Source organism: Anaerozeibacter quisquiliarum (assembly GCF_051162045.1).
Classification (GTDB): domain Bacteria; phylum Bacillota; class Clostridia; order Christensenellales; family Aristaeellaceae; genus Anaerozeibacter; species Anaerozeibacter quisquiliarum.
In genome coordinates, this window is the sequence record NZ_JBISDI010000004.1 from 71117 (window position 1) to 84898 (window position 13782).

The 13782-nt window shown below is 64.9% G+C and carries 13 protein-coding genes; 4 read left to right on the forward strand and 9 right to left on the reverse strand.

Annotated elements, in window-relative coordinates; all coding sequences use genetic code 11:
* Nucleotides 1-2: 2 nt before the first annotated feature.
* A complete protein-coding gene (locus ACH6CV_RS02715) occupies nt 3-320 on the reverse strand; it encodes an AzlD domain-containing protein (RefSeq protein WP_456356624.1) in 318 nt (105 codons plus the stop codon).
* A complete protein-coding gene (locus tag ACH6CV_RS02720; protein WP_456356625.1) occupies nt 321-1016 on the reverse strand; it encodes an AzlC family ABC transporter permease in 696 nt (231 codons plus the stop codon).
* A gap of 122 nt (nt 1017-1138) precedes the next feature.
* On the opposite strand from ACH6CV_RS02720, the gene ACH6CV_RS02725 reads away from it, so the two are divergent.
* Genes ACH6CV_RS02725 through ACH6CV_RS02740 form a run of 4 tightly spaced genes read left to right on the forward strand, consistent with a single transcriptional unit; the run spans nt 1139 to nt 3322 of the window.
* Complete coding sequence (locus ACH6CV_RS02725; RefSeq protein ID WP_456356626.1) at nt 1139-1789, forward strand: endonuclease; 651 nt, start codon at nt 1139-1141, stop codon at nt 1787-1789.
* 55 nt (nt 1790-1844) lie between these two features.
* Complete coding sequence (locus ACH6CV_RS02730) at nt 1845-2279, forward strand: pyridoxamine 5'-phosphate oxidase family protein (RefSeq protein ID WP_456356627.1); 435 nt, start codon at nt 1845-1847, stop codon at nt 2277-2279.
* The gene (locus ACH6CV_RS02735; protein WP_456356628.1) at nt 2279-2812 is read left to right on the forward strand and encodes a putative immunity protein; all 534 of its coding nucleotides are present in this window, start codon (nt 2279-2281) and stop codon (nt 2810-2812) included. Before ACH6CV_RS02730 ends, ACH6CV_RS02735 begins: the two co-directional genes overlap by 1 nt.
* A gap of 12 nt (nt 2813-2824) precedes the next feature.
* Nucleotides 2825-3322, forward strand: coding sequence for an N-acetyltransferase family protein (locus ACH6CV_RS02740; protein WP_456356629.1), 498 nt, complete (start codon nt 2825-2827; stop codon nt 3320-3322).
* A 95-nt stretch (nt 3323-3417) separates the two neighbouring features.
* On the opposite strand, the gene ACH6CV_RS02745 is transcribed toward ACH6CV_RS02740, so the two are convergent.
* The 7 genes from ACH6CV_RS02745 to ACH6CV_RS02775 all read right to left on the reverse strand — a co-directional run bounded on the left by ACH6CV_RS02745 (nt 3418) and on the right by ACH6CV_RS02775 (nt 13703).
* Nucleotides 3418-5073 (reverse strand): bifunctional metallophosphatase/5'-nucleotidase, encoded by a 1656-nt coding sequence (locus ACH6CV_RS02745; RefSeq protein ID WP_456356630.1) that lies wholly within the window; start codon nt 5071-5073, stop codon nt 3418-3420.
* A gap of 85 nt (nt 5074-5158) precedes the next feature.
* Entirely contained in the window at nt 5159-6370 is a 1212-nt protein-coding gene (locus ACH6CV_RS02750) for an MFS transporter (protein ID WP_456356631.1), read from the reverse strand.
* Nucleotides 6367-7350: a PHP domain-containing protein gene (locus ACH6CV_RS02755; protein WP_456356632.1), complete on the reverse strand. Its 984-nt coding sequence runs from the start codon at nt 7348-7350 to the stop codon at nt 6367-6369. The genes ACH6CV_RS02750 and ACH6CV_RS02755 overlap by 4 nt, the downstream gene beginning before the upstream one ends.
* A gap of 10 nt (nt 7351-7360) precedes the next feature.
* Complete coding sequence (locus ACH6CV_RS02760; protein WP_456356633.1) at nt 7361-8617, reverse strand: MFS transporter; 1257 nt, start codon at nt 8615-8617, stop codon at nt 7361-7363.
* Nucleotides 8618-8890: 273 nt separating this feature from the next.
* Complete coding sequence (locus ACH6CV_RS02765; protein ID WP_456356634.1) at nt 8891-11908, reverse strand: glycoside hydrolase family 2 TIM barrel-domain containing protein; 3018 nt, start codon at nt 11906-11908, stop codon at nt 8891-8893.
* A gap of 68 nt (nt 11909-11976) precedes the next feature.
* Nucleotides 11977-12786 (reverse strand): carbohydrate ABC transporter permease, encoded by an 810-nt coding sequence (locus tag ACH6CV_RS02770; protein ID WP_456356635.1) that lies wholly within the window; start codon nt 12784-12786, stop codon nt 11977-11979.
* Nucleotides 12783-13703, reverse strand: a complete 921-nt coding sequence (locus ACH6CV_RS02775; protein WP_456356636.1) for a carbohydrate ABC transporter permease — start codon at nt 13701-13703, stop codon at nt 12783-12785. The genes ACH6CV_RS02770 and ACH6CV_RS02775 overlap by 4 nt, the downstream gene beginning before the upstream one ends.
* Nucleotides 13704-13782 lie beyond the last annotated feature (79 nt).

Below are 13782 nucleotides of genomic sequence, written 5' to 3' on the forward strand. Positions count from 1 at the left end.
GTTTACATCATCCCCAGCGCCCACTGCGCGACGAGCACCATGAGCGACGCGCACATGGCCACGGTCAGCAGCGGCTTCTCCATCCACGCGAGCACCACCGCCGCGATCAGCCCCGCCGCCGCGGTCCAGATCGACCCGGTCGCGTACAGGACGCCCGGCAGCGTCATCGCGGCCAGCACCGCGTAGGGCACGTACATCAGGAACGAGCGCACGAAGCGGCTCCTGATGCGCCGCCGAAACAGCGCCAACGGGATCACGCGCGTCAGATAGGTGGTCGCGGCCATCACCAGCAGATAGGGCCAGAACAGCTCATATCGCATCTACGCGCCCTCCTCGGCGGGGCGGCAGTATGCGCCTACGCCCGCCGCCACGACCGAACACAGCACGATGGCCACCCCGTCTGAAATGAAATCAAACAGCGGGACGTACTTGAGCATAAGGTTCAGCCCGAGCGCGACCAGCACCACCAGCCGCACGGCTTTGAGTTTCTTCATCGGCGGCACGATGATCGCGATGAACATGCCGTAGATCGCGACGCCGAGCGCCGTGGTCACGCTCGCCGGCAGCAGCGACCCGGCGGCAGCGCCCAGCAGTGTGCCGAGCGCCCAGCCCAGGTAGGGCATCGCCGCCAGGCCGTAGAGATAGGACTTGCCGATCAGGCCGTCCTGGCTGCTGGCCACGGCGAACACCTCGTCGGTGATGAAGAAGGCCGCGCCCAGCCGGTGCGCGAGCGTCATCGAATCGTCGAGCTTCTGCGTCAGCGACATGCTCATCAGCGCGTACCGGATGTTGATCGTCAGCTGCACCAGGAACAGCTCCGCGAGCGGGGCCAGCGCGATCATCAGCTTGAGCCCCGCGAGCTGCCCCGCCGAGGTCAGGTTGGTCATCGAGATCAGCGCCGTCTGCAGGATCGTAAGCCCGCCCTGCGCCGCGTTGATCCCAAACGAAAACGAAACCGACAGATACCCCAGCCCGATCGCCACCCCATCCCGGAGCCCCTTCGTAAACGGCTGCACGTCGAAAGCCTCCCCCAATCGCTCCATCAATATCCGATTGTAGTGCCCACCTCGGGGTTTGTCAAGAAACGCAGGATTAACCTTCGATTGACGCTCGCGCGCGGCTGAGGTATACTGAAGCCATGACGAATCATCCTTTGTTATCGCTACACGAAACCCTCCTCGCCCGCTACGGCGAGCCGCATTGGTGGCCGGCGGGAACGCCCTACGAGGTCATCGTCGGCGCGGTGCTGACGCAAAACACGGCGTGGGGCAATGTGGAAAAGGCCATCGCGCGCTTCGGCGGCGCGCTCTCGCCCGAGCAAGTGCTGCGCCTGGAACTCGCGGAGCTTTCGCAGATCATCCGCCCGGCGGGGTTCTTCAATCAGAAGGCGCGGTATTTGCAGGCCGTCACCGAATGGTTCGCGCGCTACGGCTTCGACGTGCCGACCGTCCGGCGCGAGCCGCTCGAAAAACTGCGCGCCGAGCTTATGTCGGTAAAGGGCGTCGGACCGGAAACCGCCGATTCGATCCTGCTGTACGCCTTCGGGCACCCGACCTTCGTGGTGGACGCCTACACCATGCGGCTCTGCTTTCGATACCCGATCGACGCGGGCGCGGGCTATGAGGCGGTCAAGCGGTACTTCGAGGCGGGCCTTCCGCGCAGCGCGCCGCTCTACAACAGCTTTCACGCGCTGATCGTCGTGCACGCCAAGGCACATTGCCGGAAGAAACCCCTGTGCGACGGGTGCCCGTTGGGCGATACTTGTGAACGGCATGGTGCAGACCCGTGAGGCGCTCCTGCCCGAAGCAGCGGCCAAGCCAAATAATTATTAGGAGGAATCCCCCATGCGCAACCCCGAACAGACCATCGGCAACCTGATCGACAAGCAAGGCGTGGCGTTCGTCGGCTCGGTGGACGGAAATGGCTTTCCGCAGATGAAGGCGATGCTGCCGCCCCGCATGCGCGAGGGGATTCGCACGTTTGTGTTCACCACCAACACCTCCTCCATGCGGGTAGCGCAGTACCGGGCGAACCCAAAGGCCTGCGTCTACTTCTTCGACAAGCGGTTCTTCCGGGGCGTACAGCTGCTGGGCACCATGGAGGTTTTGGAGGACGCCGAGGCCAGGGAAGGGGCGTGGCGCGACGGCGATACCCGCTACTATACAGGCGGCGTGACCGACCCGGACTATTGCGTGCTGAGGTTCACGGCGAGCGGCGGCCGGTACTACAGCAACTTCAGATCCGAGGATTTTGAGATCGCGAATCCGGAGGATCCGTGATGGCAAAGAAGCTTCGCAAGATGCTGGGCGACGCGGGCGGGCCGGGAGCGACGGCGCTGATGCGCCTGATCGACACGCAGAGCAAGCCGACCATCTGCAACTGGTGCATCGACTATGCCGAAGCCCATTTCCTGCCGATCTTTGAAAGGCGCTGCCCCGGCGACGGGCGAGCGCGCGGCGCGCTCGCCGCCGCGCGCGACTACCTGAACGGAAAGGTGAAATTCCCCGCGGCCCGCCAGCGCATCCTGAACGAATGCCACGCCGCCGCGCGCGAACTGGATGCGGACCCCGCCGCGCAGGCGGCGGCGCGCGCGGTCGGGCAGGCCTCGGCGGTCGTGCACACGCTATCGCACGCGCTCGGGCTGTACTTCTATGGCGCGGCGGCGGTTGCGTATGATCGCATCGGGCTGGAGGCGAGCGCCGAGGCCTATGCGGCGATCGCCGACGAGGTCTGCGCCGATATCGCGGCGGCGCTGCGCGCCGTGGCCGTCGAGAACGAGCCGAACCCCGCGAAGATCAAGTGGTATTGCTGAGGTGGAGGCGCAATGAACGAGAAAAGCCATGCGCACGACGCGATCATCGAGGCTTCCGAGGCCGGGACGCCCGCCGCTCCCTGGCGCGTGCGCGAGGCCCGCGCCTGCGACGCCGCGGCCATCTGCCGCATCAACCGGGCCGCGCTGGGCTACGACTGCCCGGAGGCCGAGACCCGCGCGCAGCTTACGCTGCTGCTTCACAGCGCGCACAATCGGCTATGGGTGGCCGAAAACGCGGGGGATGTGCTCGGCTACATCCACGCCGCCGACTACGACACCGTCTACGGCGGCTGCCAGAAAAATATCCTGGCGCTGGCCGTCGACCCCGTCGCGCAAGGGCGCGGCATCGGCCGCGCGCTGCTCGCCGCCGCTGAGGACTGGGCCGGCAAATCAGGCGCAATCGGCATGCGTCTGGTCTCGGGCTTCGACCGCACCGGCGCGCACCGGTTCTATTTGGCCTGCGGCTATCGGATGCGCAAGGAGCAGAAGAATTTCGTGAAGCGGTGGTAGGCGGGGCCTGTTTCGCGCGGCGGGAGCTCGTCCTGACGATTTGGGCGCTGCCAAATGGCAGCGCCCAAAGTCATCATCGGGAGCGCAGGCCGACCCTACTTGATCGTGATGCGGCCCTGGGGCGCGCCGTACCGGGCTTCGGTTACCTTGCCGCCCAGTTCCTCGGTTACGTAGCTCACCAGCGCGTCCTCGAGCGCCACGCCGGTCATGTAGCCGCTGGTCTGATTGGCATAGCGGAACGCGTAGTAGGTGTCGCCGCCCGCCGCGGTGAAGTCGTTGGTCGCGATGTTGTACAGCGCCTCCGGATCGAATACCTGGCCGCCCACCTCCTGGATCGTCACGCGGCTGCCCGGCTTCGCGGGCGCGTAATAGGTCGAGTCGGGGTACTGCTCGCCCTGCTCATAGGGCACGGCGGTGTCGATCGTCAGTTCGATGCCCGCCACCTGCGGGAACGCGCCGATCGCGTCGGGCGTCGTATGGGTCGCGGCCTCGAGCGCCTCGAGCAGTTCCTTGCCCGTCACCTTGAGCACCGTCACCTGGTTGCCGAACGGGAACACCGTCTTCATGTCGTTCATCGTGATGTCGCCTTGCTGGATGCTGGCGCGGATGCCGCCGCCGTTGGTCAGCGCGGCCGCCACCTGGTCCTCGCCCAGCGCCCTGCGCGCCGCCCACAAGAGCGCGTCCGCCGCAAAGTCGCCGAGGTTGGTCTCCTCGGTGCGCACGCCCGGGTCGCGCTCGCCGTTGAGCAGCACCTCGGTCGTGGCGAACACTTGGCTGAGCTGCTCCTTGACCACCTTATCCACCGAATTCACGGCGTCCGCCACCTCGGCGTCGCCCTGGAAGGCGATCAGCCCCAGCTTCGCGGCGGCCGAATCCACCTTGGCCGAGACAAGGCTCGCCTTGAGCGCCTCGCCGTCATAGGATACGCTGCCGATCGCGCCGAAGTACGAGCCGGTGCTGGTCAGCAGCGCGTCGCCGACCATCTTCCCGCCGTCGATCACGGTGTGGCTATGGCCGTCGATCATCAGGTCGATGCCGCCGACCTTTTCGAGCACGTCGGTCGAGCGGTTGGGCGCGCTCTCGTCGGCCACGCCCAGGTGCGACAGGCACACGATCAGGTCGCAGCCCTCGGCCTTGAGCGCATCCACCTGCGCCTGGGCCGCCTTGTACAGTTCCTCGCCCATGAGGATGCTGAGCCCCTTGACTTTGTCGGGATGGGCCTTGGTCAGCGTCTCGGGCGTCGACAGCCCGAACACGCCCACCTTGTAGCCGGCCTGCGTGTCCAGGATCACATGGGGCTTGAACATCGGCTCGCCGCTGATCTTGTCCATGATGTTGGCCGACACCACGGGGAACTTGGCCTCCTCCAATATCTTCAGCAGGTTGTCCGAGCCCCAGTCAAACTCGTGGTTGCCGGGGGTCATGGCGTCGTAGCCGACGGCGTTCATGAACTCGATCGCCGTCTGGCCGTAGCTCAAATTGACGATGGGCATGCCCTGCGCGGCGTCGCCCGCGTCCAGCAGCAGCACCGAGTCGCCCGCCGCCTCGAGGTCGTGTTTGAGCTTGGCGACCGCGGCGTAGCCGAACACGCCGTCCGCCGGGCTCGCCACCGCGCGGCCATGCACGTCGTTGGTGTGCAGGATGGTCAGCTTGCCCTTGGGCTCGGCCGTCTGTGCGGCGGCCCCGGGCAGCGCCATCAGGGCGGTCAGCATCAGCGCAAGGAGTAAAGCACAAAGCGATTTGCGATTCATGAGTACCCTTCCTTTCTTTGCGGCGCCATAATCTTCCATCGACATCATAACAAAATACACAAACATTTTCAACCGTGCGCGCCCTTCAATTTTTCACCTTCTCCGCCACAATCAGCGCCGCGGCGCCCACCAGCGCCACGCCCAGCCACAGCGCGATCACACCTTGCCAGCCCATTCGGTCGAGCAGGAAGCCGGACAGCACCGCCGTGCAACCGGCGGCCAGGTAGGCGCTGAACTCCAACAGGCCCGTCACGCTGCTGACTCGGTCCTCCTCGGCAAAAGATATCGGATACACGCCCAAGAGCAAGGTGTTCGCCGCGCACATCGTGCCCGACGCCAGCGCCAGCAGCGCCATCGCCACCAGCGCACCCATGCCCCACAGGAAGCTCAGCGCGCCGGTCATCAGCGCGCCCATCAGAAATGTCAGCGCCGCCATCCGCGCGAGCCGCCGCGGGAACTTCCTGTACAATTGCCCGATCGCGATCACGCCCAGAAAGTTCGCCGCCGGAATCACCAGCGCGAACAGCACCGCGCGCTTCACATCGAGCCCATACGCCTCCATGAAGAACAGCGCCGCCCACAGCGAAATGCCGTCCCGCACGATGCCCTGACAGAAGCAGGCCAGCGTGACCCACTGAACGTCGCGCCGTCTGAGGATCGCCGCCATCGGCACGGCGGGCCGGTTGGGTAGCGCGGCGATCCGGTCGATTGCGTTTGCAGGGCGGTCCTGGAACGCCAGCAGGTGCAGTGCGAGGTACGCCCCGCCGATCAGCGCGGGCACGAGGAAGATGTTGCGCCAGCCCGTATCCGACGCCAGCAGCCCCGATAGCCCCATCGCCAGCAGCCCGCCGACGGCCGCGGACGTGCTGATGGCGATCATCGCGCGGCCGCCCTTGCCCGGCTCATACCAGTTGGCGACGGTCTTGATGATCGGGCCCCACAGCATCGACTGGAACCAGCCATTCGCCGCCCAGCACAGCACCATCATCCAGTAACTGTGCGTCATCGCGAAGAAGGCGTTCATCAGCGACGCCATCCCGAGCCCCAGCAGCATGAAGTACTTTGCGCTGATCCGGTCCCCGATGTAACCGTTGACCAGCTGCCCCAACCCATACACCCATAGAAACACGCTCGACATAAACCCCAGCGACGCGCGGGAGATGCCGTATTCCGCCTCGATGTAGGGCAGGGCTACCGACAGGTTGTTGCGCAGCAGATACACGATGGTATACATGAGCCAGCAGCAGCCCATCACGAGACCCCGCCGTTTCAGTTGGTTCCCACTGAGCGCCGTCATGGCGCCTCCTGCGGGAACATCGGCTGGCTCCAGGCGATCTTGCCGTCCCTGCGCTGGCAGCGGATGCGGATGTAGCGCTCCCGCCCGCTGATCCGATGCTCTGCCCGCGTCACGCCGTCGCCGCCTTCGAGATCCCACACCGTCGAGCCGCAGCCGATGCCGCCGCCGGCGACGAAGTTCACCTGGTTCACGCCGCCGCACTCCATGAACGCGACGCCGCCCTCCACGCCGTAGCGCAGGATCTCCGGCCCCGTGGTGGCATAAAAGTCGCCGTCGATCAGCGCCTGCACGATGGCGTCCTGGGTCAATGAACCCGCGCGCGCCATGATCCAGCCGCCGAACGAATCGTCGGGCAGGCCCAGATTGTGGTTGTCGTCCGCCGCCACGGCGCGAACGCGCGAGCCGTCGGACAGCAAACTGTCCCAGTGCGCCTCGTTGAACCCCGTGAAATTCTCCAGCTCGCAGCCGCGGTTGTGCACCTCCATGGCGCAAAATCCGCCCAGCAGCCCCATGTCCTCGGGCCGCACGCGGGACCACGCCGGATGGTTGTACACCGCGATGCAGCCGTGGCCGTGAATTTCGTCCAGCATCCTGCGCGCGCTGGCCTCTCCCTCGAAAGACAGCCGCGGGAAAACCTCACCCGGTTGGTACCGCCCGAGCGGCGCGGCGTCCAGCATCGCCTGCGTGCCCTCGATGACGCCCACGTGGTGGCACCGGTCCTTCGCGCCCGACGCCCGGTCGCTGTGGCATGACCACTCCGCCGCCGCAATCACCAGGAACCCCGGCGCGCACAGGTCCCGCCGCGCCGTGAACAGTTCGTGCTCCGTGAAGCACAAAAAGTCATAACCCGCCTCGCGGTACCGCCGCGCCAGCTCCGGCGCCTCCAACCGCCCGTCGGACGCCGTGGAATGGCAGTGGATGTTGCCCCGATAGAACCGCCCCTCGCCCTCAAATGAGACCTGATCGCGATAGCTGTACATGTTTTCCCCCCTACGCCTTTGTACTGCGAAAGAATATCCCCGTCGCCAGCATGCCGAGCAGCAAGAGCGCGATGCTCAGCACAAAGGGCAGCACCTTCGAAATGTCGCTGAGCAGCCCGCCGATGTAGCCGAAGGGCACGCTGACCAGCATGACCACGGTCTGCAACAGCGCCATGATGCCCGAGCGGCGCTCGGGGTCCACGTGGATGGCGACCAACGACTCGCGCAGCGTGCCCAGCACGGCTCCGCCCAGCGCCTCGAACAGCAGCGAGGCGAACAGCAGCGCGTAGCCCCATGGGCTGGCGGCCGGTATGGCGATCAGCAAAAGGCAGCTGATGATCGCGCTCACAAAGCCCCCGTACAGCGGCGCCTTGATGTGCGACTGGCGTATGCGTGAGAGCACCGTGAAGAACAGAGCGATGGACATCACGCTGCGCACCATCGGGAACAGCGGCAACAGGGCGTCGGGGATGCCGATCCGGCGCGACGCGATGATCTGCCAGAAGGTCATGCTCAGCATGGCGACGATCTCGACCAGGACGCTGATGACGATCGCGAACTTGGTCCCGCGCGAATGCAGGATCATGCGCACCGCCACCTTGTAGCCGGACAGCATCTCGCCCCACGACTTGCCGCGGGCCTCTTCGCGGCGAACGACGCCGACCTTTGTCTCGGTGGAGTACTTGTACAGCAGCAGCACCTTGGCCGTCATGACGACGAAGGCGTTGATGTAGAGGATGCGCACGGCAGGCACCAGCGTGAGCCGCGCGACCAGCACGGCGGATATCGGCGCGAACAGCGCCGACAGGTTACCGGCGATGAGCACCCACGAATAGACGTGCGTGATCTTGTCCCGGGGCGCGTCCTCCACCAGCAGGCAGTCCCAGGACACCGTGGTGATCTTCATCGTGCCGTTGAGCAGCGCCGCGACCGCGAAGAACCAGAATCCCTCGCTGTACGCCCAGATCAGGCAGGGCAGGCTCCACGATACGATGTCGAACACCAGGGTGCTGAGCCGGCGTCCCATCTTGTCGACGATGACGCCGGACAGGAACGCGAACACCATCTGCGAAAACATGTAAATCGAGGCGATCACGCCCACCTGCACGTCGTTCATGCCCAGCGCCAACATGTATACGCTGACGTAGGGCAGGCACAGGTTCATCGACAGCCCCCACAGGGGCTCGGTGTAGATGCAGGCGCGCGGATTGCCGCGCAGCTCGAACAGCGTACGCAGCAGAGGGTTTTTGAGCAAGCGGTTCTTCATGGGGATGTGTCTCGCTTTCGTAGATCAGTCGTTGGATGAGGCGGCGCCCGGCCCGTACCCATTCCCCTCCAAGGAGGGAAATGGGGGATGGGCGGAAGCCGCGCCGGAGGTTAGGTAAGCGCTGATTAAAGCACACGTGCGGTGGCGCGCTGAATTTTCGTCAGATTGCGCTTGCAAAATCTGAAGGCGTAGCGGCGCTACGTCAAGGATTTTTGAGGCGCAAGATGGCGCAAAGGCAGCCGCCACCGCGCGTGGGATTTGATCGGCGGTTACCTAGATCGCCCTTATGATGAACGAGAAACTGTGCGGCACCTCGCCGTCGATCGTAAATTCCGGGTGGGTCTTCGCGCCCCAGCCGTCGTCGCCGCCGACGCCCATGCGGCGCATGGCCACGTCCACGACCGTGTAGGTGACGGGCGGCAGCTCGTCCGGATGCAGCGCGTTTTCGAGCTGGCCCGCGGTGTAGGGCAGCACGGCGACCTCGAGCGGCAAGCCGTCCATCTCGACGCGCAGGCCCGCGCCCGCCTCGTCGGTTACCTCCATCCAGCGCACGCCGGCGCGGTTGCCGCATTCCTGCGGCACCGCGTAGCGGGTAAGGTTGGCCTCGGCGGTGGTCTCGTAAATGCCCAGCCGCGCGCCGTGCAGCCGGTCGATGTAGTTCTCTTCCGGACCCAGGCCGTACCATTTCAGCCTATGGAACGCCTTGGGCATCCTGAGCGACAGCCCTACGGCGGGGATATCCCCCATGCCATGGACGGCGGGCAGATCGAGCGTCACCCTGACCGCGCCGTCGGGCAGCGGCCGGTAGCCGATGTGCGCAAAGGTGTCGCGCACGATGGGCAGCGCATAGACGTGGGTAATCGCGAACGGCTCGCCGGGCGCGGACAGCTTCGCGTCGACGACGCGGCTGCAGGTGGTGGCCGCGCGCCAGTACGCCATGTCGCGGTCGAGGCCGTTGCCGTAGTCGGTGTCGGTCGGGGCGCGGAACAGGCTCAGCTTGAACGGCGTTTCGATCAGCTCGGGGCCGCCCGCCTTGCGCAGCGAGACCAGCCCGCCCTCCTTGAACGAGAACAGCATGTCGCGTCCATTCGCCCCCGCTCCGATGTTCCAGTCGCCGGGGATCACGCGCACCTCGCCCTCGCTCGCCGCTTGCCTGGCTTTTACCTTGAACACATGCTGGCCGTGCATCTGCTCGTAGCCGGCCGCGGCCCAGGGCGCGTCTGCCTTGAGCACCAGCGCGCAGTTGAGCGCGTACTCGCCGGGGGCGTCGCAGGGGGGCAGATTCAGCGCGATGAACTCTTCCTCGCCCGCCGCCACGCGCGGCTGAACCTCGCCCGAGGCGATTCGGGCGCCGTCCTTCAGCAGCTCGTACTTGAGCGCGTATTCCTCCACGCCCGCGAACAGGTTCCGGTTGACCAGCCGCACGCCGCCCCTCTCAGGCAGGATCTTGACGCCCTGGTACAGGTACTTGACCTCCTGCATCTTGGGCGAGGGCGTCCGGTCGGCGAACAGCAGGCCGTTGGCGCAGAAGCCGCGGTCGTTGGGCCGGTCGCCGAAGTCGCCGCCGTAGGCGTAGCGCTGCCGCCCATTTGGCGCGCGGGCCAAAATCGTCTGGTCGATGTAGTCCCAGATGAACCCGCCCTGGAACATGGGGTAGCGCTCCATGAGATCCATGTACTTGAACAGGTCGCCCACCGAGTTGTTCATCGCGTGGGCGTACTCGCACAGGATGTAGGGCTTTGCGGGGTTGTCCTTCAGGTATTTCTCCACATCCCAGGGCTTGGTGTACATGCGGCTCTCCACGTCGCTCGTGTCGTTATACCGCCGGTCGCTGGACACGCCCTCGTAATGCACCAGCCGCGTGTCGTCGAGCGAGCGGATCAGGTTCGACATGTTGTGGATCACCGAGCCGCCGTGGCTCTCGTTGCCGCAGGACCACATGAGGACCGAGGGATGGTTCCTGTCGCGAAGCACCATCGAGCGAGCGCGGTCGTCAACCGCCCCCTGCCATTCGGGCCTGTCGCAGGGCACGGCCTTGTCCCAGTTGATGCCGCGGGGATTCGACCAGGAGCCGTGGGTTTCCATGTTGGCCTCGTCGATCACGTAGAGGCCGAGTCGGTCGCACAGCGCGTACAGTCGGCTGTCGCCCGGGTAGTGGCAGGTGCGCACGGCGTTGATGTTGTTGCGCTTCATCGTGAGCAGGTCGGTCTTAAGTTCCTCCTCGCTCACCGTGCGCCCGCCCGTGGCGCTGAACTCGTGGCGGTTGACGCCGCGGAGCTCCACACGCTTGCCGCTCAGCAGCATCAGCTTGTCCTTTATCTCGAAGCGCCGGAAGCCGACCATGGTCTCGGCGACCTCGCATTCGCCCGAGGGGTCGGTCAGCGTCAGCCGCAGCCGGTACAGGTGGGGCCGCTCCGCGCTCCACTGACGGGGCGCGGCAATCGGCTTTCGCACGCGCACATGGGGCTCGGCGGGCAGGTCAAAGGCCAGCGCCTCCGCGCCGCGTTCGTCCGCCAACTCCGCGCGGACGGTCACCTGCCGATCCTTCGGCAGTTTGAGCTTGACATCCAACTCCAGCGCGCCGCCTACATAATCGTCGTCCAGGAGCCCCTTGGCGAACAAATCCTCCACATGCGCCGCCGGTTGCGCGCTCAGCCGCACGCCGCGAATCAGGCCGGTAAAGCGCCAGAAATCCTGGTCCTCAAGCCAGGAGGCGGTCGAGTAGCGGAAGATGCGCAGCGCCAGCCGGTTCTTGCCCGCTTTCAGCAGTTCGGTCGCATCGAAGTGCGAGGGCGTGAAACCGTCCTCGGCGTAGCCCAAGAAGGTGCCGTTAACCCAGGCGTACAGCGCGGTCGCCGCGCCGTCGAAGCTGAGCACGACGCGCTTGCCGAAGAAGTTTCCCGGCAGCTCGAAGTCGGTGACGTACTCGGCCACCGGGTTTTTCTTCGGGATGGCGGGCGGATCGATCGCCTCCCAGCCGTCCCAGGGGTACTGCACATTGACATAGTGGGGTATGCCGTGGCCGTTCATCTCCAGGCAGCCAGGCACCGGCATATCGGCCCAGCCGGAGGCGTCGAAGTCCGCCGCCTCGAAGCCCAACGTCCGGGCGTCGATACCGGGCGCGTAATGCAGCTTCCATTGGCCGTCCAGCGATTTCGTCAGGCTGCTTTGGCCCGCGTCGGCCTCCGCCTTGCCGGCATAGATCGCGTGGTCGGAATGCGCGTCCAGCCGATTTACCTGAAACACGCGCGGATCGTACAAGAAGTCCAGGGTGGGCTTCGTCGCCTTCATGGTGCACCTCCGGTTAACATTGGTTTTCCCAACTCACGCGAATACGGCCGCGGCAGGACTCGCGCGACTCATTTCACCGACCCGGCAATGCCCTCGGTGAAGAACTTTTGCAGCGCGAAGAAGATCACGACGGTGGGCAGTGTGCACAGCAGCACGCCCAGCATCAGCGCGCCGTAGTCGGTCACGTAGCCCGCGATCAGGTTGGCGATCAGCATGGGCATGGTGATCGCCTCGTTGCCCTGCATGACGACCTTGGGCCACAGGTAGCTGTTCCAGGCGTTCATGAACGTAATCGTCATCGCCGCCGCGTAGGTGGACTTCATCGTGGGGATGAACATGCGCAAGAAGATGGCCACTTCACTAAGCCCGTCGATGCGCGCCGCCTCGATGATGTCGTGGGGGAACGCGCGCGCGTTCTGCCTGAACATCATAATCAAAAACGGCGTCGAGATGCCCGGGAGGATGAACGCCGTGTAGGTGTTCAGCAGCTTCATCTGCGAAAACATGCGAAACAGCGGGATCAGCGTGGCCGCCATCGGCACCATCATCGCCAGCAGCAGGGTCGACATCACGCGGTCCTTGGCCTTGTCGTGGTAGATCTCAAAGCCGTAGCCGGCCAGTGAGCAAATCGCGAGCGCCAGCACGGTCTGCAAGGTCGCGGTGACGAACGAATTCTTCATCGCCAGCATAAGGTCCTGCGAGGCCAGCAGCGCGCGGTAGTTTTGCACGAGGTTCGCGCCCGGCAGCATCGCGCCGCCGAGCACCACGGCGCTCTCGTTGGTGGCTGACACCGCCATCCAGTATAAGGGAAACACCGAGAGCAGCGCTGCCACGATCAGGAAAAGGTATTTGAAAATCGTCGCAAGTGTGCGCTTCATCGCTTGTCACCCACCTTCATCTGGAGCAGCGCCAGGATCGCCACCAGGATAAAGATCACGAACGACATCGCCGCCGAGTACCCAAACTTGGGCACCTGCTCGAAGGTCGCCTTGTAGATGTAGTGGCTCATGGTGATCGTCATGTTGGCGGGCCCGCCTCGGGTCAGGTTCATCGATTCATCGAATAGCTGGAGCGTTCCGTTGGTGGACAGAATCGCCGTCAGCAAGATGATCGGCCGCAGCATAGGCACCGTGATCTTGCGAAACTGCTGGAACCAGGAGGCTCCGTCGATGCGCGCGGCCTCGTAGATCGAGGGCTCGATCGACTGGAGTCCGGCCAGGTAGAACACCATGTTGTAGCCTGTCCAGCGCCAGATCAGCGCCACGACGACCACCGCGCGGGACGTCCAGGCGTTGTTGAGCCAGTTGATGCCTTCCGATAGAAGGCCCATCCGAATCAGCGCCATGTTGATGAAGCCGTTCACGTCGAACAGCGTGCGGAAGATGATCGAATAGGACACCAGCGAGGTCGCGCACGGCAGGAAGATCAGCGTGCGGAACAGGGCGCGGAATTTAAGCTTCGGGTCGTTGAGCAGCGTGGCCAGCACGAGCGCCAGCGCCAGCATGACCGGCACCTGGATGAGCAGGAACAGGAAGTTGTTGGTCATGGCTTGGCGGAAGATTGGGTCGCGGACCAGGTATTCATAGTTTCTGAGGCCCGCGTAGCTAAGCTTCGCGCCCTGGCCCGATTTAAGCGACAGCAAGGCCGCCTGCACCATCGGATAAAAGTTCATCCAGGCGATCATGAGGCTGGCCGGCAAGAGAAACGCCCAGCCGGTGATGCTTTGACGGCGGTCGAGCGACGCTCCGACCGCCTTCCCCGCCCGGTTTGCAGGTTTTTCTGTAATCACGGCCATCCCCCCTGTGGAAGCATATGCGTCAAGGGGAGCGCCCCCTTCATTCCCCTCCTTTAAGGAGGGGAATGAAGGGGAATGA

Bases quoted from the DNA above. Each gene is read 5' to 3' on its own strand.
- ACH6CV_RS02715 (WP_456356624.1), bottom strand. From the start codon at position 320: ATGCGATATGAGCTGTTCTGGCCCTATCTGCTGGTGATGGCCGCGACC.
- ACH6CV_RS02725 (WP_456356626.1), top strand. From the start codon at position 1,139: ATGACGAATCATCCTTTGTTATCGCTACACGAAACCCTCCTCGCCCGC.
- ACH6CV_RS02730 (WP_456356627.1), top strand. From the start codon at position 1,845: ATGCGCAACCCCGAACAGACCATCGGCAACCTGATCGACAAGCAAGGC.
- ACH6CV_RS02735 (WP_456356628.1), top strand. From the start codon at position 2,279: ATGGCAAAGAAGCTTCGCAAGATGCTGGGCGACGCGGGCGGGCCGGGA.
- ACH6CV_RS02740 (WP_456356629.1), top strand. From the start codon at position 2,825: ATGAACGAGAAAAGCCATGCGCACGACGCGATCATCGAGGCTTCCGAG.
- ACH6CV_RS02745 (WP_456356630.1), bottom strand. From the start codon at position 5,073: ATGAATCGCAAATCGCTTTGTGCTTTACTCCTTGCGCTGATGCTGACC.
- ACH6CV_RS02750 (WP_456356631.1), bottom strand. From the start codon at position 6,370: ATGACGGCGCTCAGTGGGAACCAACTGAAACGGCGGGGTCTCGTGATG.
- ACH6CV_RS02755 (WP_456356632.1), bottom strand. From the start codon at position 7,350: ATGTACAGCTATCGCGATCAGGTCTCATTTGAGGGCGAGGGGCGGTTC.
- ACH6CV_RS02760 (WP_456356633.1), bottom strand. From the start codon at position 8,617: ATGAAGAACCGCTTGCTCAAAAACCCTCTGCTGCGTACGCTGTTCGAG.
- ACH6CV_RS02765 (WP_456356634.1), bottom strand. From the start codon at position 11,908: ATGAAGGCGACGAAGCCCACCCTGGACTTCTTGTACGATCCGCGCGTG.
- ACH6CV_RS02770 (WP_456356635.1), bottom strand. From the start codon at position 12,786: ATGAAGCGCACACTTGCGACGATTTTCAAATACCTTTTCCTGATCGTG.
- ACH6CV_RS02775 (WP_456356636.1), bottom strand. From the start codon at position 13,703: ATGGCCGTGATTACAGAAAAACCTGCAAACCGGGCGGGGAAGGCGGTC.